Raw genomic sequence first — 20,890 nt, forward strand, 5'->3', positions numbered from 1 at the left:
GGCGGGAGCGCGGGCGTACGCTCGCGATATATCGCGATAGTCGCCGATCGGTCGCCGACACATCGCGAACCCGATCCCGCGACCCGAGGAGCACGACATGGGACACCATTGGCCCGGCGCCGACTGGCCCGGCAACGACGACGACCGCGGTGAGAGCACCGGGGGCAGCTGGAGCGGCGTGTGGGGCGGTCCCCGCGGGCGGCGCGCCGGCGGGCCCCCGCCGTGGCTGGCCGAGATGCTCGGCTTCGCCACCCCGCCGCAGCGCCCGCAGCAGCGCTCGCCGCGGGTGCGACGTGGCGACGTGCGCACCGCGATCATCGACGTGCTGCACCGCGCGCGCACCGCCGACGAGCCGATCAACGGCTACCAGGTGATCCAGGAGATCGCCGAGATGAGCAACGGCGAGTGGCGCCCGTCCCCCGGCTCGGTCTACCCGACGATCCAGCAGCTGCAGGACGAGGGCCTCGTGGAGACCGACGACGAGCGGGGGCGCCGCACCATCCGCCTCACCGACGCCGGCGTCGAGTGGGCCGAGGCCAACACCGGCGAGCTGGCCGCGGTGTGGGCCCCGTTCACCCGCGCCGAGGTGCCCCCCGCCGACCGGTCGGCCGACCAGCCGTCCGGGCAGGCCGACCTCAAGAGCGAGGTCCCCCAGGTGCTGAGCGCGGTGTGGCAGCTGGCCACGCAGGGCTCGGACCAGCAGCGGCGCGCCGCGCTCGACGTGCTCGTCGACACGCGACGCCGGCTCTACGGCATCCTCGCCGACGGCCGGGACGGCGAGCGATGACCAGCGACCCGCGCCTGCGGGTCTCCGACGCCGATCGCGAGCGGGCGATGGCCGACCTGGCCACCCACTACGCCGAGGGCCGGCTCGACCACGAGGAGTACGACGAGCGGCTCGACGCGATCTGGACCGCGCGCACCCGCGCCGACCTGGCCGTGCTCTTCGGCGACCTGCCCCGCCTGGCGCCGACCCCGACGCCCACCCCGCCCGCCCGTGCGCCGCGGCAGCGCGCGCGCACCCGGGTGCCGCTGGTGCCGGTGCTGGCGCTCGTGATCGGGCTCGCGGTGCTGGCCAAGGCGCCGTGGCTCGTGCTCGTCCTCGGCCTGTGGATCATCCTGTCGCGACGTCGCTCCTGCGCGACCCCGACCGGTCGCCGTCACGGGCCCGCCGACTACCGGAGGCCGCGCCGCTCCCACGGCTGGTAGTCCGCCGCCCGTCTGGGACGATGGCCCGCATGAGGGCCGGGGCGCGACAGGTCGTCGCGCTCGCCCTGGCCGGGTCGCTGGCGCTGCTGGCGCTGCTCGCCACGGCGGCGCCGGCCTCCGCCCACGCCGCGCTGGTCGACACCGACCCCGACGAGGGCGCCGTGGTGTCCTCGGCGCCCGCGACGCTCACGCTGACCTTCAACGAGCCGGTCAGGCTGACCTCGCAGGAGATCACCGTCTACGACGCGGACGGTGACCCCGTCACGTCGTCGGCGCGCGCCGACGACACCGAGGTCTCGGTCGACCTGCCCGGGGCCGCCGCGCTCGCCGACGGCACCTACGTGGTGGCGTGGAACGTGCTGTCCGACGACGGGCACCCGCTGTCCGGTGCGCTCACCTTCTCGGTCGGGGCGCCCAGCGCGTCGCTGGTCGAGCCACCCGCACCCGAGACCAGCTCGCGCGCGGTCACGCTCGTCCGCGACCTGCTGAGCGCGCTGACCTACGTCGGGCTGCTGTTGGCGTGCGGCGTCGCGCTGTTCGTGGCCCAGGTCCTGCCGAGCTCGTGGCCGGGGCGCGACGTGCGACGCCGGCTCCGGCTGCTGACGCGGGCCGCCGCCGGCGCCGCGGTCGCCGGTGCGGTGCTGCAGGTGCCCGTCGCGTCGGTCTACGCCCAGGGGCGCGAGCTCGACGGCCTGCTGACCTCCTTCTCCCCCGGGCTGGTCGGCAGCGAGCTGGCCGCTGCGCTGCTCGTGCTGGTGGGGCTCGGCGTCGTGGTGCGCGCGACCACCGACCTCCGGCCGGACGCGCGGAGAGCCGGTCTGCAGACCGGTGGCGCACTGGTCGCGCTCGCCGGACCCGCGCTCGCCGGCCACACCCGGGCGTACGCACCCTGGCCGCTGCTCGTCGCCTCCGACGTCCTCCACCTCACCGCCGGCGCGACCTGGCTGGGCGGGCTCGCCGGTCTCGTCCTCGCCCTGCGGGCGCTGGCGGGGCGCGAGCAGCTGGCGGCCACCACGCTGGCCCGCTTCTCCACGCTCGCGGGAGGCCTGCTGCTCGCAGTGGCGGCGACCGGGTCGTTCCTCGGCTGGCGGATCGTCGGGTCGTGGGAGGCGCTGGTGTCCACGACGTACGGGTGGCTGCTGCTCGCCAAGGTCGCGCTCGCGCTGACGGTGGCGGCGATGGGCGGCTGGAACCGCTGGCGCACGCTGCCCGCGGTCCGCTCCGCCTCGGGGTTCGCCGACCGCGAGCGCACCGCCTCGCTGGTGGCGCGCACCGTGCGGGTCGAGGCGGTGCTGCTCGTCGCGCTCCTCGGCACGACCGGATTCCTGGTCAACCAGCCGCCCCGGCCGGAGCCGCTGACCGCGGCCTCGGGGACGACCGGCGCGTCGACCTCCACCGTCGCCACCGACTCCGGCGACCTTCGGGTCCTCGCGGTCCTCTCGCCGAACCGTCCCGGCGCCACCACGCTGCTCGTGCAGGTGCAGGACGGCGACGGCGGCCCCGTCGACGTCCGTGCGCCCGCGGTGCGGCTCGCCGCTGCCGGGCGGGAGCCGCAGGAGGTCGCGGTCGAGCCGGTCGCCGCCGGCACGTGGGCGGGCGACGTGGTGGTGCCGTCACCGGGCACGTGGGAGGTCCGGGTGCGGCTGCGGACGGGGACCGGCGAGCGGGCCGCGGCGACGGTCAGGCTGACGGTCGCACCGTGAGCGGCACCGGCACGGTGTGCAGGAAGCCGTCCACGCGGACCTGCACGAAGAGGCGGTAGTCGCCCGGCTCCTCGAAGTCGGAGTGGAACGACAGCGCCGTGCCGTCCTCGGTGACCTCCGGCGCGTCGAGCGGGTGCAGGTGGGCCATCGCACCGGTCGCGGTGTCGAACCCGGTCACGTGGCCGTAGGCGTCGAGCCACGTGCCGAGGGTGACCGGCCGCCCCGCGGCGTCACGCACCAGCAGCACGAGCCGCCCGTCCGGCCCCACGGCGGGCGCCTCCCCCACCGACACCTCGACCACGTCGTCGCCGCCGACCGTGTCCCCGGGGTCGCCGGGCGCCAGCGCCACCTCCTTGCCCAGCACGACGTGGTCGCCGTTGCCGCCCGGGTCGACGGCGACGAACTCAGCGACCACCCGGTACGCGCCCGCGTCGGGGACGTCGAGCGGTGCGGTCCACGTGCCGTCGGGCAGCATCGTGGGGTGGAGGTGGCGGAACACCTCGAGCCGGTCGTCGACGACGTAGAGGTGGAGCCGCTCGGCCTGCTCCTCGAGGAAGTCGGTGACCGCCCCGTCGGCGGTGTCGATCCGGAGCCGCAGCTCGCGGTCGCCGTCGCTGTCCTCGCGGACCTGCAACCCGTCGAGGGAGTAGCCCACCTCGGTCTGGTGCAGCCCGTCGCCCACCGCGAGCGACACCAGCCCGGCGCCGACGTGCGCGTGCCCGGGCTCGACGCGACCGGGGTCGCCGGAGCACCCGGCCGGCAGGCCGAGCAGGCCCACCGCCAGGAGCGCTCGGCGACGGGTCACGCGCGCAGCGTGGAGTCGAGCAGGGTCCTCAGGCTGTCGAAGTGGCGCTCGGCGGACTCCTCGTCGTACATCGAGGTGTCGGACATCGAGTACCCGTGGGGGCCGGGGAACACCTCGTTGGTGATGCCCAGGCCGGCCGCTGCGGCCGCCTCCCCGAGGGCGGTCACGGCCTCCGGGAGCATGGAGCCGTCGTTCGAGGCGTGGCCGAACGCGTAGGTCGCGTGCGCCGAGGCGATCGCCAGGTGCGGGCTGTCGGGGTCGTCGGTGACCAGCCCGCCGCCGTGCCAGCCGCCGACGGCGACGACGCCCGTGTCGAGCCCGGACGCGCGGATCGCGATGCGGGCGCCCATGCAGTAGCCGGTCACGCCCACCTCGTCCCCCGCCACCTCGGGCAGCGCGCGGAGCGCGGCGAGGTAGGCCGGCAGGTCGCGGGAGAGCTGGTCGGTCGTGAGGCGGCCGACGCGGCCCATCGCCTCGCCCATGAACTCCTCGCGGGCACCGGGCTCGCGCAGGTCGCGGGTCGGCGACGTCTCGGCGGCCGTGCCCTCGCGGAAGAACACGTTCGGCGCGAGGACGGTGTAGCCCCAGGAGGCAATCCGGTCGGCCATCTCCTCGATGCGCGGGCGCAGCCCGATCGCGTCGATGACGAACAGCACGCCCGGGGCGGGCTCGCCGCCGGGCGCGGGTGCGACGTACGCCTCGGCGTCGCCGTCGGGAAGGGTCAGCGTAGTCTTCGGCACGGGCCGAGGCTAGCGCCCGGTCCCTACCGACCCGCCGCTCAGAGCTGGGACTGCACGCCCGCGAGGAGCTGGCGGGCCATGACGATCCGCTGCACCTGGTTGGTGCCCTCGTAGATCTGGGTGATCTTGGCGTCGCGCATCATCCGCTCGACCGGGTAGTCGCGGGTGAAGCCGTAGCCGCCGAGCACCTGCACGGCGTTGACGGTCACCTCCATCGCGACGTCGGAGGCGAAGCACTTTGCCGCGGCGCCGAAGAAGGTCAGGTCGTCGTCGCCCCGCTCGGAGCGGCCGGCGGCGGCGTAGGTCATCTGGCGCGCGGCCTCCACCTTCATGCCCATGTCGGCGAGCATGAACTGCATGCCCTGGAAGTCGCTGATCGACTTCCCGAACTGCTGGCGCTCCTTGGCGTAGTCGAGGGCGTGGTCGAGGGCACCCTGGGCGACGCCCACGGCCTGCGCGGCGATGGTCACGCGGGTGTGGTCGAGGGTCTTCATGGCGGTCACGAAGCCGCTGCCCTCCTCGCCGATCATCCGGCTGGCGGGGATGCGGACCTTGTCGAGGTAGACCTCGCGGGTGGGCGAGCCCTTGATGCCGAGCTTCTTCTCGGGCGCACCGAAGGAGACGCCCTCGTCGGACTTCTCGACCACGAACGCCGAGATGCCGCCGCGGGTCTTCTTCTCCGGGTCGGTGACGGCCATGACGGTGTAGAACTCCGACTCGCCCGCGTTGGTGATCCAGCGCTTGACGCCGTCGAGCACCCACTCGTCGCCGTCGCGGACCGCGCGGGTCTTCATGCCGCCGGCGTCGGAGCCGGCGTCGGGCTCGGAGAGGCAGTAGGAGAAGCCGCCCTCGCCCCTGGCGAGCTTCGAGAGGTAGGTCTGCTTGAGCTCCTCGGAGCCCGCGACCTGCACGGGCAGCGAGCCGAGCTTGTTGACCGCGGGGATGAGGGAGGACGAGACGCAGGCACGCGCCACCTCCTCGATCACCAGCACCGTGGCCAGCGCATCGGCACCGGCGCCGCCGTACTGCTCGGGCACGTGGGGGGCGTGGAAGTCGGAGGCGAGCAACGCCTCGGCCGCCTCGTGGGGGTATCGGGCCTCCTCGTCGACGGCGGCGGCGAACGGCGCGATCTTGGCGTCGCACAGGGCGCGGACGGCCTCGCGGACCGCCTGGTGCTCCTCGGAGAGGGCGTAGAGGGGGAACTCGCTCATGACTCCCGATTGTAGGACGTCCAAGCTTCTTCGAGGAGGCGTCTACCGTGTGGTCATGGCCACGTCGGAGCACACCGCGCACGAGCAGCCCACCCCCTCCTGGCAGGACCCGGCGACCGTCGAGCGGATGCTCGACGAGCAGGAGACCTGGGCCGTCGTCGGCCTCTCGGGCGACCCGTCGCGCACCGCCTACAGCATCGCCGCGCTGCTCCAGCAGCGTGGCAAGAGGATCGTGCCGGTCCACCCGTCGTTCGCCGACCCGGCCACGCCCGCTGTCCTGGGCGAGCAGGGCTACGCCTCGCTCGCCGACATCCCGTTCGCGGTCGACGTCGTCGACGTCTTCCGCCGCTCGGACGCCGCCGGGCAGTTCGCCGACGAGGCCGTGGAGATCGGCGCGGGAGGCGTGTGGTTCCAGCTGGGCGTGGTCGACGAGGACGCGTTCGCGCGCACGACCGCCGCGGGCGTGCCGATGGTGATGGACACGTGCCCGGCGATCGAGTGGCGCAGGCGGGGCGCCTAGACCTCGACGGCCGCCTCGGCCATCGGGACGCCGAGCTGGCGCAGGCACTCCTCCAGCACCCACATCACGTCGAGGGTGTCCTCCAGCGGCATGACCGGGCTCTCGGTCAGCCCCGCCTCGAGGCAGCGGTGCACCTCGTCGGCCTGGTGGGTGTAGCCGCGCCCGGTGGCGGGGTGCTCGTGCACCTCCGGCCCCGCGTCGCCGCGTCGCAGGACGAGCTGCTCGGGGTGGTGGAACGGGGGGCGCAGCTCGAGCGAGCCCTCGGTGCCCACCACCACCGCCGCACCCGGCGTGGCCGCGGACAGGGAGCAGGCCAGCGCCGCGGCCCGGCCGTCGTCGTGCGCGAGGTGGATCGCGGCGGAGGCGTCGGCGCCGTTGGGGTAGGTCGTGCCGGTGGCCACGACCCGGTCGGGGCGACCGAGGAAGTGCTGGGCGAGCGAGATCGGGTACACGCCGAGGTCGAGCACCGAGCCGCCGCCGAGGGCGAGGTCGAAGAGCCGGCTGCTCGGGTCGAAGTCGCGGTGCGCCCCGAAGTCGGCCTGCACCAGGACCGGGTCGCCGATCGCGCCGGACGCGACGAGCTCGCGGGCGGCGACGAGGGCGGGCTGGAAGCGGGTCCACATCGCCTCCATGCAGAACACCTCGGCGGCCCGGGCGGCCTCCACCACCTCGTGGGCGCCGGCGAGGGTCGCGGTGAACGCCTTCTCGACCAGCAGCGGGGTGCCGCGCTCGATCGCCGCGAGCGCGAGGGCGTGGTGCTGCGGGTGCGGGGTGGCGACGTAGAGCACGTCGACCCCGGCGTCGAGCAGGTCGCGGTAGGTGCCGGAGCCGGCGGCACCGAACCGGCCGGCGAACTCGGCGGCGCGGTCGGCGTCGCGGCTGCCGACGAAGGCGAGCTCGGCCTCGGGCACGAGGGCGAGGTCGGAGGCGAAGGCGGCGGCCATCCGGCCGGTGGCGGCGATTCCCCAGCGCACGGTCATGGGCCCACCCTAGGCAACCGGCCACAGCCGGTCGACGACGTGCTCGGCGATGGCCAGGCTCGACGTGGCCGCCGGGGACGGGGCGTTGCGCACGCACGTGACGCCGTCCTCGGCGTCGATGCGGAAGTCGTCGACCAGGCTGCCGTCGCGGTCGACCGCCTGGGCGCGCACCCCGCTTCCCGCCCGCTGCACGTCGGCAGCGCCGATGTCGGGCACGTAGCGCGAGGCGCGCCTCATGAAGGCCCGCGTCGAGGCCGACCCGGCGACCTCGGCGATCCCGGTGCGCCAGTGGGCGCGGGCGAGCCGCCAGGAGCCCGGCCAGGCCAGCACCTCGCGCAGGTCGGCGGGCGAGACGTCGCGGCGCCGGTAGCCCTCGCGGCTGGTGGCCAGCACGGCGTTGGGACCGACCTCGAGGCCACCCCCCACCCGGCGGGTGAAGTGGACGCCGAGGAACGGGTAGCGCGGGTCCGGCACCGGGTAGACCATGCCGCGCACCAGGTCCTGCTTGGCCGGGCGCACGGCGAGGTACTCCCCGCGAAACGGCACGATCGCGGGCTGCGGGCCGCCCCCCGCGAGCCGGGCGACCCGGTCGGAGTGGAGCCCGGCGGCCACGACGAGGTGGTCGACCTCGACCGGCCCACCGGTGGCCACCTCCACCGTCGTGCGCGTCGCACGTCGTCGTACGCCGACCACCCGGGCGCCCAGCCGCACCTGACCGCCGGCGGCCACCACCTCGCCCGCCAACGCCTCGGCGACCGCGACGTAGTCGGTGATCGCGGTGGCGGGCGAGTGGAGGGCGGCCCGTCCGACCGCGTGGGGCTCGACCTCGGCGATCTCGCCGGCGCCGAGGCGTCGCAGTCCGGGCACGCCGTTGGCCCGGGCGGTCTGCTCGAGCCGGTCGAAGCGTCCCTGCTCCTCCGGGTCGACGGCGACCACGAGCTTGCCGCACGCCTCGTGGAAGATCGCGTGCTCCGCGCAGAAGTCGCGCAGGAGGCCGCGGCCGCGGGTGCAGAGCGCGGCCTTCAGGCTGCCGGGGGCGTAGTAGATCCCGGCGTGCACGACGCCGGAGTTGTGCCCGGTCTGGTGGGCGGCGACCCGGTCCTCCTTCTCCAGCACGACGACCTCGGTGCCGGGCCGGCGGCGCACCAGCTCGCGCGCGACGGCCAGGCCGACGATCCCCCCGCCGACCACGCCGATCCGCTGCTCCGCCATGTCGCGACCGTAGCGGCCGGTGCAGGATGGGGGCGTGCGCGACCTCCACGTCCCTGCGGGGCCCGGCCTGCCCGAGGGCCTGGTCGTGCCCGCCGCGGAGCTCGTCGAGCGGTTCTCGCGCTCGCCCGGTCCGGGCGGGCAGTCGGTGAACACGACCGACACCCGCGTCGAGCTGGAGTACGACGTCGCGGCGAGCACCGCGCTCACCGACACCCAGCGGGCCCGCGCGCTGCGGCGGTGGCCAGAGGGACGCATCGCCATCGCGGCGTCCGAGCACCGCTCGCAGCACCGCAACCGGGTCGCGGCCCGTGAGCGGCTGGCCGACCTGCTGCGCTCGGCGCTCGCTCCCCCGCCGCCGCCACGGCGACCGACGCGACCCAGCCGCGGCGCCAAGGAGCGCCGGCTCAAGGCCAAGAAGGAGCGCGCGCAGACCAAGTCGCTGCGCGGGCGGGTGCGCGACTAGAAGCCGACCCGGCGCGTCTGGCCGGCCGCCGCCTGCCGCACGACCTCGCCCTTCGCGTGGGCGCTCGCGGCCAGCGAGCCCTGGAAGTCGACCAGCCGCTGCTGCAGCTCGGGGTCTCCGGTGCCGAGGATGCGGGCGGCGAGGATGCCGGCGTTCCTGGCGTTGCCGATCGCGACCGTGGCGACCGGGATCCCGGCCGGCATCTGCACGATCGAGAGCAGCGAGTCCATCCCGTCGAGGTACTTCAACGGCACGGGCACGCCGATCACCGGCAGCGGCGTCAGCGAGGCCAGCATCCCGGGCAGGTGGGCCGCTCCCCCGGCACCCGCGATGACGACCGACAGGCCACGGGTGTGGGCCTGCTGGCCCCACGCCACCATCTCGGTCGGCATCCGGTGGGCCGAGACCACGTCGGCCTCCCAGGCCACGCCGAGCTCGGTGAGCACCTCACCCGCCGCCTGCATGACGGGCCAGTCGGAGTCCGACCCCATGACGATCCCGACCCGCACCTGCTGATCGTCCCGCTGCTCGTCCATCGTCGTCCTCACTCGCTCTCGTCGCCCAGGTCGCCGCGGAACCACGCCGCGGCGTGGCGGGCCCGCTCGAGGCAGTCCTCGAGGTCGTCGCCGTAGGCGTTGACGTGCCCGACCTTGCGGCCGGGCCGCAGGTCCTTGCCGTAGAGGTGGACCCGCAGCTGCGGGTCGCGGGCCATCGCGTGCGGCAGCCCGTCGTAGAGGTGTCCCGCGTCGGTCGGGCCGCCCAGGACGTTGACCATCACCGTCCAGCGCGCCCGCGGGGCGGGCGAGCCGAGCGGCAGGTCCATGACCGCGCGCAGGTGGTTCTCGAACTGCGAGGTCACCGCGCCGTCCTGGGTCCAGTGGCCGGTGTTGTGGGGACGCATGGCCAGCTCGTTGACCAGGATCCGCCCGTCGGTGGTCTCGAAGAGCTCGACCGCGAGGATGCCGGTGACGTCGAGCGCGCCGGCGACCCGCAGCGCGATCTCCTGCGCCTGCCCGGCCAGCGCAGGGTCGAGGTCGGGCGCCGGGGCGACGACCTCGTGGCAGATGCCGTCGAGCTGGGTGGAGGCGACGACGGGGTAGGCCGCCGCCTGCCCGCTGGGCGAGCGCGCGACGAGCGCCGACAGCTCACGGCGGAAGTCGACGAGCTCCTCGGCGAGGACCTCCACCCCCGCGGCGGCCGCGGCGTCGAACGCCGCCTGTGCGTCGGCGGGTTCGCGGACGACCCACACGCCCTTGCCGTCGTAGCCGCCGCGCGTGGTCTTGAGGACGCACGGCAGCCCGAACTCCTCGACCTCGGGAATCGAGGTGACCACGGCGTTGCGCGGGCACGGCACGTCGAGCTCGGCGAGGCGCCGGCGCATGACGGCCTTGTCCTGCGCGTGGACCAGCGCGTCCGGCCCGGGACGTACGGCGACGCCGTCGGCCTCGAGGGCGTGCAGGTGGTCGGTGGGGACGTGCTCGTGGTCGAAGGTGACCACGGCCGCGCCCTCGGTCACCCGGCGCAGGGTGGCGAGGTCGGTGTGGTCGCCGACGAGCTGGTCGGGGATGACCTGGGCGGCCGAGACGCCCTCCGCCTCGGCGAGCAGGCGCAGCGGGAGCCCGAGGGCGATGGCGGGCTGGGCCATCATCCGGGCCAGCTGCCCGCCTCCGATGACGGCGAGCGTGGGGGCACGGTGCGAGCCGGTCGAGGACACGGCGCGAGCCTATAGAAGCCCGGTCCGTGGCGGCAGCGCGGCCTCAGCCGGCGACGACGTCCGCGGGGGCGGCGGCGGTCTCGAAGCGCAGCCCGCGACCGCGGTGGGTGGTGATCAGCGTGGGGTTGCGCGGGTCGTCGCCGAGCTTGCGGCGCAACCAGCCCAGGTGCACGTCGATGGTCTTGGAGCTGGTGTAGAAGGTGGTCTGCCAGACCTCCGACATCAGCTCGCCGCGGGTCACGATGTGCCCCGGCCGCGACATGAGGGCGTGGAGCAGCTGGCGCTCCTTGCGAGAGAGCCGGATCTCGTCGTCGCCGCGCCAGACCTTCCCGCTCGCGGGGTCCAGGCGAACGTCTTGTACGGACAGCACGGGCCGAACCGTAGGGACGCCACACCGGGTCGCGGACCCTTTTGGCTGAACGGACCCCCACTGGTCTGGTCCAGGTCGGCCGCGCGGTCCGGGCGGCCTCAGCGACGCCGTACGGCGACCGGCTCCACCAGCCCGAAGCCGCGCACCGGGCGGGCCGGCAGCCGGCGGTGCTCCCACTCCTCGGGCGGCAGCAGGTCGGCGGTGTTCTGGTCGACGATGAGCCGGTTGCGCCGCGCCACCTGGGTGAGCCGGGCCGCCATGTTGACCGGCGGCCCGAAGATGTCGCCGAGGCGCAGGACGACCGGTCCGCTGGCCAGCCCGAGGCGCACGTCGGGCATCTTGGAGTCGCGGCCGATGACGTTGATGATCCCCTCGGCCACGCCGACCGCCTCCTCGGCGGTGTTGGTGACGAAGAGCACCGAGTCGCCGAGGCTCTTGATGATGCGTCCGCCGAAGCGCGCCACGACGTCCTGGCAGCGGCTCTCGAAGACCTCGACCAGGTCACCGATCTCGTCGCGGTCGAGGGTGTTGGACAGCGCGGTGAAGGACACCAGGTCGGCGAAGCCCACGCTGACGTCGATGGTGTGGAGGTCCTCGTCCTTGGCGCCCATCGCCTCGATCCGCCCGACGGCCGCCGCGAGGTGGCGCCGCCAGGCGTAGACGATGAGCCGCTCGAACGGCGGGTTGACCTCGTCGATGAGCCGCAGGGCCGAGCCGACCCGCGACCCGGTGGCCTCCTCGCCCGACTCCAGCTCCTCGACGCGGCTCACGAGGGTGGAGACCTCCCACTCGGCGAGGCGGGCCATGGTCTGGCCGACGCCGCGGGTGAGGTTGACCGCCATGTCGAAGTCGACCGCGCCGGAGTCGACGAAGCCCATCAGCGTGGCCACCGCCTCGACGTCGGCAGCGGTGTAGGCCTTCTCGCCGACGAACTCCGGGAAGCCCAGCGCGCGCCACAGCCGCCGCGCCTGGTCGACCGTCACGCCGGTGCGCCGGGCGACCTCGACGGCGTCGAACTCGGGCGAGGCGCGCAGGATCGCGGCGTCCAGCCGGTCGCCGGGAGCGCGGTCACCCGAGTCGCCGCGCGCGGAGCGGTCAGGAGCCATCGTCGTGGCGGTCGCCCCCGGTCGAGAGCCGGTGCAGCTCGTCGGACACCTTCAGCTGGACCTGCTCGACGTGCGGGATGTCGGAGAGCTCGACCCGGCCGTCGGTGCTGGCGTCGGAGACGACGAGCGTGCCGCAGCCGAAGACCCGGTCGATCACGCCGATCTCGAAGTCGACGCCGCTGATCCGGTTGAGCGGGATCGTGCGGCCCTCCTTGGAGATGAAGCCGGAGCGCTTGATGAAGCGGCGGTTGGTGAAGGTGTAGGTCGTGGTCCACCAGCGCAGGAACGGGCCGGCCAGGAACCACACCAGCGCCACGGCACCGACCACGCCGGCGACGACGCCTGCCGCGGTCGAGTCGGTCAGCGTGCTCAGCGCGATGATCGCCGCGGCCACCACCACGAGCACCAGCCCCGGGAGGATCAGCGCCTTGGGGTGCGTCCGCGTGGTGACGACGACGTGCTCACCCTGGTTGAGGAGCTTGCTCGGGAAGGACACCGGCCGATCATTGCATCAGGTCGGCCGCACGTGCACGACATCGCCGGCGGCGACCGCGAACGTGCCGTCGTCGGTGCCGACGACGAGCGCGCCGCTCGCGTCGACGTCGAGCGCCTCGCCGCGCCGCACCTCCCCGCCGGGCAGGTGCACGTCGACGGTGCGACCCAGCGTGAGGCACACGTCGGCGTACGCCGCGCGCAGCGCCTCGGTGTCGTCGAGCAGGCCCATCAGGCCGTGGAGCGAGCCCAGCACCTGGCCGAGCAGGCCGGTCCGCTCGACCGGCTCGCCGGTCTCCAGCGACACCGACGTGGCCTGCGCGATGGGCAGCTCGTCGAGGGTCTGGTCGACGTTGATGCCGATGCCGACGACCGCGACCGGGCCGGCCGGGGTGTCGATCCGCTCGACCAGGATCCCGGCGACCTTGCGGCCCGGCCCGTCGCCGCCGTCGGCGACCAGCACGTCGTTGGGCCACTTCAGCGCGATCTCGGGCAGCCGGTCGCCCAGCGCGGCCTGCACGGCGTACCCCGTGAGCAGCGGCAGCCAGGGCCACGCCTCGGCCGGCAGGTCGGGGCGCAGCAGCACCGAGAAGGTCAGCGAGGAGCGCGGCGGCGTCTCCCACACACGGTCCAGCCGGCCGCGCCCGGACGTCTGGTGCTCGGTCACCAGCACGAGTCCCGGCTCCTCGCCCGCACGGGCCCGCTCGGCGAGGGCGGCGTTGGTGGACGGCGTGGCCTCCTCCACCTCCACCCGCCAACCCGACGGCACCGCGAGCCGGTCGGGGTCGATCGGTGGGCGAGGTGCCGGTGCGCTGGTCATGGGCACTAGATTGCCGGATGGACCAGCCACGAACGACCAGGAGGCCACCGCGTGAGTGCACAGCCGGGTGAGGGCACCGACGTCCCCGCCGACCTCGATCTCCACACCACGGCGGGCAAGCTCGCCGACCTCGGGCGCCGCCTCGACGAGGCCGTGCACGCGGGCTCGGAGAAGGCCGTCGAGAAGCAGCACGCCAAGGGCCGCCGCACCGCCCGCGAGCGCATCGAGATGCTCTTCGACGAGGGCACGTTCGTCGAGCTCGACGAGCTCGCGCGACACCGCTCCACGGCGTTCGGGCTCGAGAGGACCCGGCCCTACGGCGACGGCGTGGTCACCGGCTACGGCGAGGTCAACGGCCGGATGGTGTGCGTGTTCAGCCAGGACTTCACGGTCTTCGGCGGCTCCCTGGGCGAGGTCTACGGCGAGAAGATCACCAAGGTCATGGACCTCGCCATCAAGACCGGCTGCCCCATCATCGGCATCAACGAGGGTGCCGGCGCCCGCATCCAGGAGGGCGTGGTCTCCCTCGGCCTCTACGGCGAGATCTTCCGCCGCAACGTCCACGCCTCCGGCGTGATCCCGCAGATCAGCCTGATCATGGGCAACTGCGCCGGCGGTCACGTCTACTCCCCCGCCGTCACCGACTTCACCGTCATGGTCGACCAGACCTCGGCGATGTTCATCACCGGGCCCGACGTCATCAAGACCGTCACCGGCGAGGACGTCACGATGGAGGACCTCGGTGGCGCCCGCACCCACAACACGAAGTCGGGCAACGCCCACTACATGGCCACGGACGAGGAGGACGCCATCGAGTACGTGAAGTCGATGCTGTCCTTCCTCCCCCAGAACAACCTGGACCCGGCGCCGTCCTACGACGAGGCGCCGGACATGGAGGTCACCGACCTCGACCGCACGCTCGACACGCTGATCCCCGACTCGCCGAACCAGCCCTACGACATGCACGACGTGATCACCGCCGTGCTCGACGACGAGGAGTTCCTCGAGGTCCAGGAGCTGTTCGCCCCCAACATCCTGATCGGCTTCGGCCGCGTGGAGGGCCAGTCGGTCGGCGTCGTGGCCAACCAGCCGATGCAGTTCGCCGGCACCCTCGACATCGACGCCAGCGAGAAGGCCGCCCGGTTCGTCCGGTTCTGCGACGCCTTCAACATCCCCGTCCTGACCTTCGTCGACGTGCCCGGCTTCCTGCCCGGCACCGACCAGGAGTGGGACGGCATCATCCGCCGCGGCGCGAAGCTCATCTACGCCTACGCCGAGGCCACCGTCCCGCTGGTCACCGTCATCACCCGCAAGGCCTACGGCGGCGCGTACGACGTGATGGGCTCCAAGCACCTCGGCGCCGACATCAACGTCGCCTGGCCGACCGCGCAGATCGCCGTCATGGGCGCCCAGGGCGCGGCCAACATCCTCCACCGCAAGACCCTCAAGCAGGTCGCCGACGAGGGTGGTGACGTCGAGGCCAGGCGTGCCGAGCTCATCGACGAGTACGAGACCACCCTCGCCAACCCCTACATCGCCGCCGAGCGGGGCTACGTCGACGCCGTCATCGCGCCCCACGAGACCCGCCTGGAGATCGTCCGCTCGCTGCGCCTCCTGCGCACCAAGCGCGAGACCCTCCCGGCCAAGAAGCACGGGAACATCCCGCTGTGAGCCCCGACGGCGAGCAGGACCACCCGGTGCTCCGGGTCGTCACCCCCGACGCCACGCCCGAGGAGGTCGCCGCACTGGTGGCGGTCCTCTCGGCCCTCGGCACGGCCGGCGGCGAGCCGCCGCGGCGCCCGCGCCCGTCGTGGAACCACCCGGCCCGCGCCGTCCGCCAGCCCCACCACGCCGGGCCCGGCGGCTGGCGCGCCAGCGGCCTGCCGCGCTGAGCAGGACCTCGGAGTCCTCGACGGTGGAGCGTGCGGCCCGTCCTAGCGGCCGCTCACTCCACCGTCCGGGTCGTCCACAGGCGTGACCGGGGCCGGTGGCGGTGCGGCCGGCCAGCCGCCATCGTCGTCGGGTGCCCGCCCGCGCACCCAGCGACCTCGACCCGGCTGCCGTCCGCCGCCTCCTGCGCGAGCAGGACGGCGTCGTGTCCCGCGCCCAGCTCGTCGACCTCGGCGCCTCGCGGGCCGACGTACGCCGCATGCTGGCGCGGCGTGAGCTCGTCGAGGTGCACCCGCGGGTCTACGTCTGCCACACCGGTCCGCCCAGCCGCCGTCAGCTCGAGTGGGCAGCCGTCCTCGCGTGCGCCCCGGCTGCTCTCCACCGCGAGTCCGCACTCGACGCGCACGGGATGACCCAGGACCGTCGCGGCCCGGCACGCCCGTCGCCGGTCCACGTCATGGTCGAGCGGGACCGCCGGATCTCGGTGCCGCAAGGCGTCGTCGTCGAGCGCGTGCTGGGCGCCGAGCGGTGGGTGCAGCAGCACCGACGCCCACCGCGTGCGACCTTCGACTTCGCGGTGCTGAAGACCGCCTCGGCCCGTGACGAGGCAGGTGCCGTCGCGCTCCTCTCCGACGCGGTCCACCAGGGACTCACGACCGCAGACCGACTGGCCGCCACCCTCGCCGACCTTCCTCGCCTGCCCCACCGAGCCCTGCTGGCGACCGTCCTCCACGATGTCGCGTCGGGGACGCGATCGGTCCTCGAACGTCGCTACCTCCGCGAGGTCGAGCGTGCGCACGCCTTGCCGCGCGGAGATCGCCAGGTGCGCGAGGGGACCCCGGCGGGCAGCGTGCACCGCGACGTCCACTATCCGGGCCAGCGCACGCTCGTCGAGCTCGACGGGGCCTTCGGTCACCGCGACGCCGTCGACCGCTGGGCCGACCTCCAGCGTGACCTCGAGGCGTCCGTGGACGGTCGGGCGACCCTGCGGCCCGGCTGGGCCCAGGTCCTCGAGCCGTGCCGGCTGGCGGCGGTCGTCGGGCACGTGCTCCGGGCCCGAGGGTGGTCCGGCAGCCCGCAGGCGTGCGGTCCCACGTGCGCACTCGGCGTCGGTGGAGCGAACAGCCCGTCCTAGCGGCCGGCCGCTCCACCGTCGCGACCGGGGTGCCGGATGTCGCCGGCCCGGTCTAGGGTCGCGCCCGTGACCCAGACCACCACGGACCAGACCCGCACCGTCGACGCGCTGTGCGAGGCCTACGTCGTCGACTACTGCGCGCTCGACCCCCTGACCGCCACCTCGATCGGCGTCGCGGGGCACGACCACGAGATGACCGACTACTCGCCGGCCGGCTTCGACGCCCGGCTCGCGCTGGCGCGCGAGGTGGTCGCGGCGGTAGAGGCGGCGACGCCGGTAGACGACCGCGAGTCGGCCGCGAAGGACGCGTTCCTGGAGCGCACCCGGCTCGAGATCGAGCTGGAGGAGGCCGGCGTCAACCGCTCGAGGATGTCGGTGCTGTGGAGCCCGCTGCACGAGGTCCGCGGCGTGTTCGACCTGATGCCGACCGAGGGCGAGGAGGCGGTCGCCGCCATCCGCGCCCGCCTCGAGGCGGTCCCGGCGGCGCTCGAGGGCCTGCGGGTCACGCTGTCCGACGAGGCGCGCCGGGGCCACGTCGTCGCCGCCCGGCAGTACGCCGAGGTGGCCGAGCAGGTGCGCCGCTGGACCGGGCAGGTCGGCGACGCCGGTGACTTCTACCTCGGGCTCGTCGACCGGCTGGGCCTCGCCGACGACAGCGCGATGCGCGCGGCCGCCGGCGCGGCCAGCGCCGCCACCGCGTCGTTCGGGCTCTTCCTCAGCGACGAGCTCGAGCCGCAGGGCCGCGAGAAGGAGGGCGTGGGTCGAGAGGTCTACGCGCTGGCCAGCCGCTACTTCCTCGGCGCCGAGGTCGACCTCGACGAGACCTACGCGTGGGGCTGGGCCGAGCTGCAGCGCCTCTCCGACCTCATGCAGGCCACTGCCGAGCGGATCCTCCCGGGCTCCGACGTCGACGGCGCCGTCGCCCACCTCGACTCCGACCCCGACCGCGTGGTCCACGGTCGCGAGGAGTTCCGGCAGTGGATGCAGGCGCTGGCCGACCGCACCATCGAGGCGATGGCCGACGTCCACTTCGACATCCCCGCACCCGTGCGCCGCATCGAGTGCATGCTCGCCCCCACCAACGACGGCGGCATCTACTACACCGGCCCGTCGGAGGACTTCGAGCGCCCGGGCCGCATGTGGTGGTCGGTGCCCGACGGCATCGAGGACTTCCACCCGTGGCGCGAGGTGACGACCGTCTTCCACGAGGGCGTGCCGGGCCACCACCTGCAGGTCGCCCAGACGGCCTACCGCAGCGACGCCCTGAACCGCTGGCAGCGGCTGATGTGCTGGTGCAGCGGCCACGGTGAGGGCTGGGCGCTCTACGCCGAGCGGCTGATGGAGGAGCTCGGGTTCCTCGACGACCCCGCCGACCTGCTCGGCATGCTCGACGGGCAGTCGATGCGCGCGGCGCGGGTCATCGTCGACATCGGCATGCACCTCGAGCTCACCATCCCCGAGGACAACCGCCTCGGCGCGGGCGGCACCGCGTTCCACCCCGGCGAGACCTGGACCCCCGACCTCGGGCTGGAGTTCATGCGGCTGCACTGCCGGATGGACGACGAGGTCATCCAGTTCGAGGTCAAGCGCTACCTCGGCCTCCCCGGCCAGGCCCCGTCCTACAAGGTCGGCGAGCGGATCTGGCTCGAGGCGCGCGCCGAGGTGCAGCAGCGCCAGGGCGACGACTTCGACCTCAAGGCCTTCCACCGCGCGGCCCTCGACCTCGGCTCGCTCGGGCTCGACCCGCTGCGCGCCGCCCTGGGGCGGCTGTGACGACGCCGCTGGTCCTCGGCTCGGCCTCGCCCGCGCGGCTGGCCGTCCTGCGCGCCGCGGGGGTGGAGCCGGTCGTGGTCGTGAGCGGGGTCGACGAGTCGCAGGTCGCCGAGCTGCCTCCGGTCGAGCTGGCGCTGCAGCTGGCCGAGCTGAAGTGCGCGGCGGTCGCCGGCCGCGAGGAGGTGCCCCCCGGCGCGCTCGTCCTGGGGTGCGACTCGGTGCTCGAGCTCGACGGCGAGGCGCTGGGCAAGCCCCACGAGGCCGACGAGGCGCGGGCGCGGTGGCGCGCCATGCGGGGCCGCTCGGGCGTGCTCCACACCGGTCACTGCCTGCGTGACGCCGCGACCGGGCGGGTCGCCGCCGCGACCGCCTCGACGACCGTGCACTTCGCCGACGTCACCGACGCCGAGATCGAGGCCTACGTCGCCACCGGCGAGCCCCTGGAGGTCGCGGGCGCGTTCACCATCGACGGGCTCGGAGCGGCGTTCGTCCGCGGGATCGAGGGCGACCACACCAACGTCATCGGGGTCAGCCTGCCGCTCCTGCGAGCGCTCGTCGGTGAGCTGGGCCACGCCTGGCCGGACCTGTGGACGGATCCCGGGGCGGTCACCCGCTAGCATCCTCACCGTGGGGAGCGGGCTGCGTGGAGGGGTGGAGGCACGACCTGTCACCGGCCTCGACGACCGGTACGGCGTGCGCGAGGAGCGCCTGCTGACCGGAGCGACGGTGATCACCGCCGTGCGCACGGTCGCCTCGGTGGTGCTCGCGGCCCTCGCGGCCCACGAGCAGAGCCTCCCGCTCCTGGTCGCCGCGCTGGTCGTCTACTGGGTGGGCGACATGGCCGACGGGGCCTACGCCCGGCTGCGCGACTGCGAGACGCGCATCGGGGCGGTCCTCGACATCATGTGCGACCGGATGAATGCCGCCGCGTTCTACATCGGCCTGGCCTGGCTCCAGCCCGACCTCTCGCCGGCGATCTTCGTCTACCTCGCCGAGTTCATGGTCATCGACTGCTTCCTGTCGATCGCCTTCCTGGCCTGGCCGGTGCGCAGCCCCAACTACTTCTTCGTCATCGACCGCCCGATCTGGCTGTGGAACTGGTCGAAGCCGGCCAAGGCCGTCAACAGCGCGCTCTTCGCCGTGCTGCTCCTGGTCACCGGCTGGATGTGGGTCGGCCTGGTGATCGCCTCGGCCCTGCTCGTCCTCAAGTGCGTCTCGCTCCACCGCCTGGTGCGCATCGGGATCCCGATCCCCGCATGACCTGGCTCCTGCTGAGCATCTTCGGTGCCTCCATGGCATCGGCGCTGGTCCCGCTGATCAACATCGAGGTGATCCTCGGGGCCACCGTGACGCAGCAGAGCCACCACGCGGTCGTGCTGGTCCTCGTCGCCACCGCCGGCCAGATGCTGGGCAAGATCCTCTGGTACTGGGGCGCCGTCGAGGTCGAGCGCGCGCCGTGGGTGCGGCGCCAGCTGGAGAAGCCCAAGGCGAAGGCCACCCTCGACCGGTGGAGCGCCCGCGCGGAGGGCCGGCCGTGGTTCACCGCCGCCCTGCTCTTCATCTCCGCGGCCACGGGCTTCCCGCCGTACGCCGTCACCGCCGTGCTCGCCGGCACGCTGCGGGTGAACTTCTGGACCTTCCTCGCCACCGGCTTCCTCGGTCGCGGGCTGCGGTTCTGGATCGTCGTGGCCAGCGTCAGCGCCGTCGTGCACCACACCTGAGGGCCGACACCGAGGGGTGGCGCACCCGGGAGGTCAGCGCAGGGTCGCGACCGCGGCGCCCACGCCGACGAGCGTGCGGTCGATCCCGAGCAGGTCGCCGACGGCGAAGCCGGCCTGCCACACGAAGTCGAGTCCGCCGGAGAACATCAGCACGACGAGCAGGACCAGCCCGTAGGGCCGGACGGCCTCGAGCGACGCGGCGAGCGGGCGCGGCAGGAACGGCTCCACCACGCCGTACCCGTCGAGGCCCGGCAGCGGCAGCAGGTTGAGCAGCACCAGCGTCACCTGGATGACGACGAGGTAGGACAGCAGCGACTGCAGCACGAGGCTGCCGTCGAGCACGCCGGTGGCCAGGACGGCGGCCAGCACGAGGGCGAACGCCGCGTTCGTCACCACGCCGGCCGCCGAGACGATGCTCGACCACGCGCGCGAGCGGAGCCGGTGCTGCTCGATGAGCACGGCCCCGCCGGGCAGCGGCAGCGCGCCGATCGCGAGGAACAGCACCGGCATGCCGACCGAGAGCAGCGGATGGGCGTAGCGGCGGAAGTCGAGCGTGAGGTAGCCCTTCGCCGCCACGCTGCGGTCACCTCCCCACCAGGCGGTGAGCGCGTGGGCGTACTCGTGCAGCGTCACCGAGAGCACCACGCCGCTGACGACGACCCCGACCGCCACCAGCCGGCCGACCGGCTCGGAGGTGAGAACGGGGACCTCAAGGGCCACCGCGCCCGCGCAGAGCCCGAGGAACACCGCGACGACGAGGTAGAACACCCAACCCGGCCGGCGCGACCCGGTCCGCGCCCGCTCCTCGCGGCGGCTCCGGGCGAGGAGCAGCCGGATGTCGGAGGCGGTGAGCGGCTGGTCGGCGGGCAGCCCCCGCACGCAGGCCGGGCAGTGGCGCCCGACCGGGGCGTCCTGCAGGCAGTCGGGGCACGCGCTGCGTCCGCAGCGCGTGCACCCGAGCAGGGTGTCGCGGTCGGGGTGGAAGGTGCACGTCACGGCCGGAGCCTAGGCGCGGGCCGGGCCGCC

At 74.1% G+C, this 20,890-nt stretch carries 24 protein-coding genes; 12 read left to right on the plus strand and 12 right to left on the minus strand.

Translation table 11 applies throughout. The features are described from left to right. Nucleotides 1-97 precede the first annotated feature (97 nt). From ACFFJG_RS17855 to ACFFJG_RS17865, 3 genes are read left to right on the plus strand one after another with little or no spacing between them, the layout of a single operon-like run. The gene (locus ACFFJG_RS17855) at nucleotides 98-787 is read left to right on the plus strand and encodes a PadR family transcriptional regulator (RefSeq protein WP_378520125.1); all 690 of its coding nucleotides are present in this window, start codon (nucleotides 98-100) and stop codon (nucleotides 785-787) included. Further along, complete coding sequence (locus tag ACFFJG_RS17860) at nucleotides 784-1,209, plus strand: DUF1707 SHOCT-like domain-containing protein (protein ID WP_378520126.1); 426 nt, start codon at nucleotides 784-786, stop codon at nucleotides 1,207-1,209. Before ACFFJG_RS17855 ends, ACFFJG_RS17860 begins: the two co-directional genes overlap by 4 nt. A 29-nt stretch (nucleotides 1,210-1,238) precedes the next feature. Beyond that, the gene (locus ACFFJG_RS17865; RefSeq protein WP_378520127.1) at nucleotides 1,239-2,912 is read left to right on the plus strand and encodes a copper resistance CopC/CopD family protein; all 1,674 of its coding nucleotides are present in this window, start codon (nucleotides 1,239-1,241) and stop codon (nucleotides 2,910-2,912) included. On the opposite strand, the gene ACFFJG_RS17870 is transcribed toward ACFFJG_RS17865, so the two are convergent. The 3 genes from ACFFJG_RS17870 to ACFFJG_RS17880 are packed head-to-tail and all read right to left on the minus strand — an operon-like array spanning nucleotide 2,890 to nucleotide 5,668. Beyond that, nucleotides 2,890-3,717, minus strand: a complete 828-nt coding sequence (locus ACFFJG_RS17870; RefSeq protein ID WP_378520128.1) for a DUF8832 domain-containing protein — start codon at nucleotides 3,715-3,717, stop codon at nucleotides 2,890-2,892. The genes ACFFJG_RS17865 and ACFFJG_RS17870 overlap by 23 nt on opposite strands. Further along, nucleotides 3,714-4,457 carry a dienelactone hydrolase family protein gene (locus tag ACFFJG_RS17875; protein ID WP_378520129.1) on the minus strand — a complete coding sequence of 248 codons (744 nt, stop codon included), beginning with the start codon at nucleotides 4,455-4,457 and terminating at the stop codon, nucleotides 3,714-3,716. Before ACFFJG_RS17875 ends, ACFFJG_RS17870 begins: the two co-directional genes overlap by 4 nt. A 38-nt stretch (nucleotides 4,458-4,495) precedes the next feature. After that, nucleotides 4,496-5,668 (minus strand): acyl-CoA dehydrogenase family protein, encoded by a 1,173-nt coding sequence (locus ACFFJG_RS17880; protein ID WP_378520130.1) that lies wholly within the window; start codon nucleotides 5,666-5,668, stop codon nucleotides 4,496-4,498. Between the two features lie 55 nt (nucleotides 5,669-5,723). Between ACFFJG_RS17880 and ACFFJG_RS17885 the strand changes: the two genes are divergently transcribed. Next, nucleotides 5,724-6,188, plus strand: coding sequence for a CoA-binding protein (locus tag ACFFJG_RS17885; RefSeq protein WP_378520131.1), 465 nt, complete (start codon nucleotides 5,724-5,726; stop codon nucleotides 6,186-6,188). Here ACFFJG_RS17885 and ACFFJG_RS17890 read toward each other — a convergent pair. After that, nucleotides 6,185-7,168 carry a Gfo/Idh/MocA family protein gene (locus ACFFJG_RS17890; RefSeq protein ID WP_378520132.1) on the minus strand — a complete coding sequence of 328 codons (984 nt, stop codon included), beginning with the start codon at nucleotides 7,166-7,168 and terminating at the stop codon, nucleotides 6,185-6,187. The two genes, ACFFJG_RS17885 and ACFFJG_RS17890, sit on opposite strands and share 4 nt — an antisense overlap. 9 nt (nucleotides 7,169-7,177) lie before the next feature. Next, nucleotides 7,178-8,380, minus strand: a complete 1,203-nt coding sequence (gene lhgD / locus ACFFJG_RS17895; protein ID WP_378520133.1) for an L-2-hydroxyglutarate dehydrogenase — start codon at nucleotides 8,378-8,380, stop codon at nucleotides 7,178-7,180. 34 nt (nucleotides 8,381-8,414) lie between these two features. Between lhgD and arfB the strand changes: the two genes are divergently transcribed. Further along, nucleotides 8,415-8,843 carry an alternative ribosome rescue aminoacyl-tRNA hydrolase ArfB gene (gene arfB / locus ACFFJG_RS17900; RefSeq protein ID WP_378520134.1) on the plus strand — a complete coding sequence of 143 codons (429 nt, stop codon included), beginning with the start codon at nucleotides 8,415-8,417 and terminating at the stop codon, nucleotides 8,841-8,843. Here arfB and purE read toward each other — a convergent pair. The 6 genes from purE to ACFFJG_RS17930 all read right to left on the minus strand — a co-directional run bounded on the left by purE (nucleotide 8,840) and on the right by ACFFJG_RS17930 (nucleotide 13,345). Continuing rightward, a complete protein-coding gene (gene purE / locus ACFFJG_RS17905; protein ID WP_378520135.1) occupies nucleotides 8,840-9,379 on the minus strand; it encodes a 5-(carboxyamino)imidazole ribonucleotide mutase in 540 nt (179 codons plus the stop codon). The two genes, arfB and purE, sit on opposite strands and share 4 nt — an antisense overlap. An 8-nt stretch (nucleotides 9,380-9,387) precedes the next feature. Next, a complete protein-coding gene (locus ACFFJG_RS17910) occupies nucleotides 9,388-10,557 on the minus strand; it encodes a 5-(carboxyamino)imidazole ribonucleotide synthase (RefSeq protein ID WP_378520136.1) in 1,170 nt (389 codons plus the stop codon). A gap of 43 nt (nucleotides 10,558-10,600) precedes the next feature. Then, nucleotides 10,601-10,927: a winged helix-turn-helix domain-containing protein gene (locus ACFFJG_RS17915; RefSeq protein WP_378520137.1), complete on the minus strand. Its 327-nt coding sequence runs from the start codon at nucleotides 10,925-10,927 to the stop codon at nucleotides 10,601-10,603. Nucleotides 10,928-11,025: 98 nt separating this feature from the next. After that, the gene (locus ACFFJG_RS17920; RefSeq protein ID WP_378520138.1) at nucleotides 11,026-12,033 is read right to left on the minus strand and encodes an adenylate/guanylate cyclase domain-containing protein; all 1,008 of its coding nucleotides are present in this window, start codon (nucleotides 12,031-12,033) and stop codon (nucleotides 11,026-11,028) included. After that, a complete protein-coding gene (locus tag ACFFJG_RS17925; protein ID WP_378520139.1) occupies nucleotides 12,023-12,529 on the minus strand; it encodes a PH domain-containing protein in 507 nt (168 codons plus the stop codon). Before ACFFJG_RS17925 ends, ACFFJG_RS17920 begins: the two co-directional genes overlap by 11 nt. A gap of 15 nt (nucleotides 12,530-12,544) precedes the next feature. Further along, nucleotides 12,545-13,345, minus strand: coding sequence for a biotin--[acetyl-CoA-carboxylase] ligase (locus ACFFJG_RS17930; protein WP_378520140.1), 801 nt, complete (start codon nucleotides 13,343-13,345; stop codon nucleotides 12,545-12,547). Between the two features lie 51 nt (nucleotides 13,346-13,396). Between ACFFJG_RS17930 and ACFFJG_RS17935 the strand changes: the two genes are divergently transcribed. From ACFFJG_RS17935 to ACFFJG_RS17965, 7 genes are all read left to right on the plus strand, one after another. Beyond that, nucleotides 13,397-15,016, plus strand: coding sequence for an acyl-CoA carboxylase subunit beta (locus tag ACFFJG_RS17935; RefSeq protein WP_378520141.1), 1,620 nt, complete (start codon nucleotides 13,397-13,399; stop codon nucleotides 15,014-15,016). After that, on the plus strand, nucleotides 15,013-15,237 hold the full coding sequence (locus tag ACFFJG_RS17940) for an acyl-CoA carboxylase subunit epsilon (RefSeq protein WP_378520142.1): 225 nt from the start codon (nucleotides 15,013-15,015) through the stop codon (nucleotides 15,235-15,237). Before ACFFJG_RS17935 ends, ACFFJG_RS17940 begins: the two co-directional genes overlap by 4 nt. A 131-nt stretch (nucleotides 15,238-15,368) precedes the next feature. Beyond that, nucleotides 15,369-16,370, plus strand: coding sequence for a type IV toxin-antitoxin system AbiEi family antitoxin domain-containing protein (locus ACFFJG_RS17945; protein ID WP_378520143.1), 1,002 nt, complete (start codon nucleotides 15,369-15,371; stop codon nucleotides 16,368-16,370). Between the two features lie 66 nt (nucleotides 16,371-16,436). After that, nucleotides 16,437-18,143: a DUF885 domain-containing protein gene (locus ACFFJG_RS17950; RefSeq protein ID WP_378520144.1), complete on the plus strand. Its 1,707-nt coding sequence runs from the start codon at nucleotides 16,437-16,439 to the stop codon at nucleotides 18,141-18,143. After that, nucleotides 18,140-18,760 (plus strand): Maf family protein, encoded by a 621-nt coding sequence (locus ACFFJG_RS17955; RefSeq protein WP_378520145.1) that lies wholly within the window; start codon nucleotides 18,140-18,142, stop codon nucleotides 18,758-18,760. Before ACFFJG_RS17950 ends, ACFFJG_RS17955 begins: the two co-directional genes overlap by 4 nt. Before the next feature lie 34 nt (nucleotides 18,761-18,794). Continuing rightward, nucleotides 18,795-19,403 (plus strand): CDP-alcohol phosphatidyltransferase family protein, encoded by a 609-nt coding sequence (locus ACFFJG_RS17960; protein WP_378520146.1) that lies wholly within the window; start codon nucleotides 18,795-18,797, stop codon nucleotides 19,401-19,403. Next, complete coding sequence (locus ACFFJG_RS17965) at nucleotides 19,400-19,864, plus strand: YqaA family protein (protein ID WP_378520147.1); 465 nt, start codon at nucleotides 19,400-19,402, stop codon at nucleotides 19,862-19,864. The genes ACFFJG_RS17960 and ACFFJG_RS17965 overlap by 4 nt, the downstream gene beginning before the upstream one ends. Nucleotides 19,865-19,897: 33 nt before the next feature. On the opposite strand, the gene ACFFJG_RS17970 is transcribed toward ACFFJG_RS17965, so the two are convergent. Further along, nucleotides 19,898-20,860, minus strand: coding sequence for a site-2 protease family protein (locus tag ACFFJG_RS17970; RefSeq protein WP_378520148.1), 963 nt, complete (start codon nucleotides 20,858-20,860; stop codon nucleotides 19,898-19,900). Nucleotides 20,861-20,890 lie beyond the last annotated feature (30 nt).

Origin of the sequence: Nocardioides zeicaulis (genome assembly GCF_042432345.1) — a bacterium.
In the GTDB taxonomy this organism is placed as follows: domain Bacteria; phylum Actinomycetota; class Actinomycetes; order Propionibacteriales; family Nocardioidaceae; genus Nocardioides; species Nocardioides zeicaulis.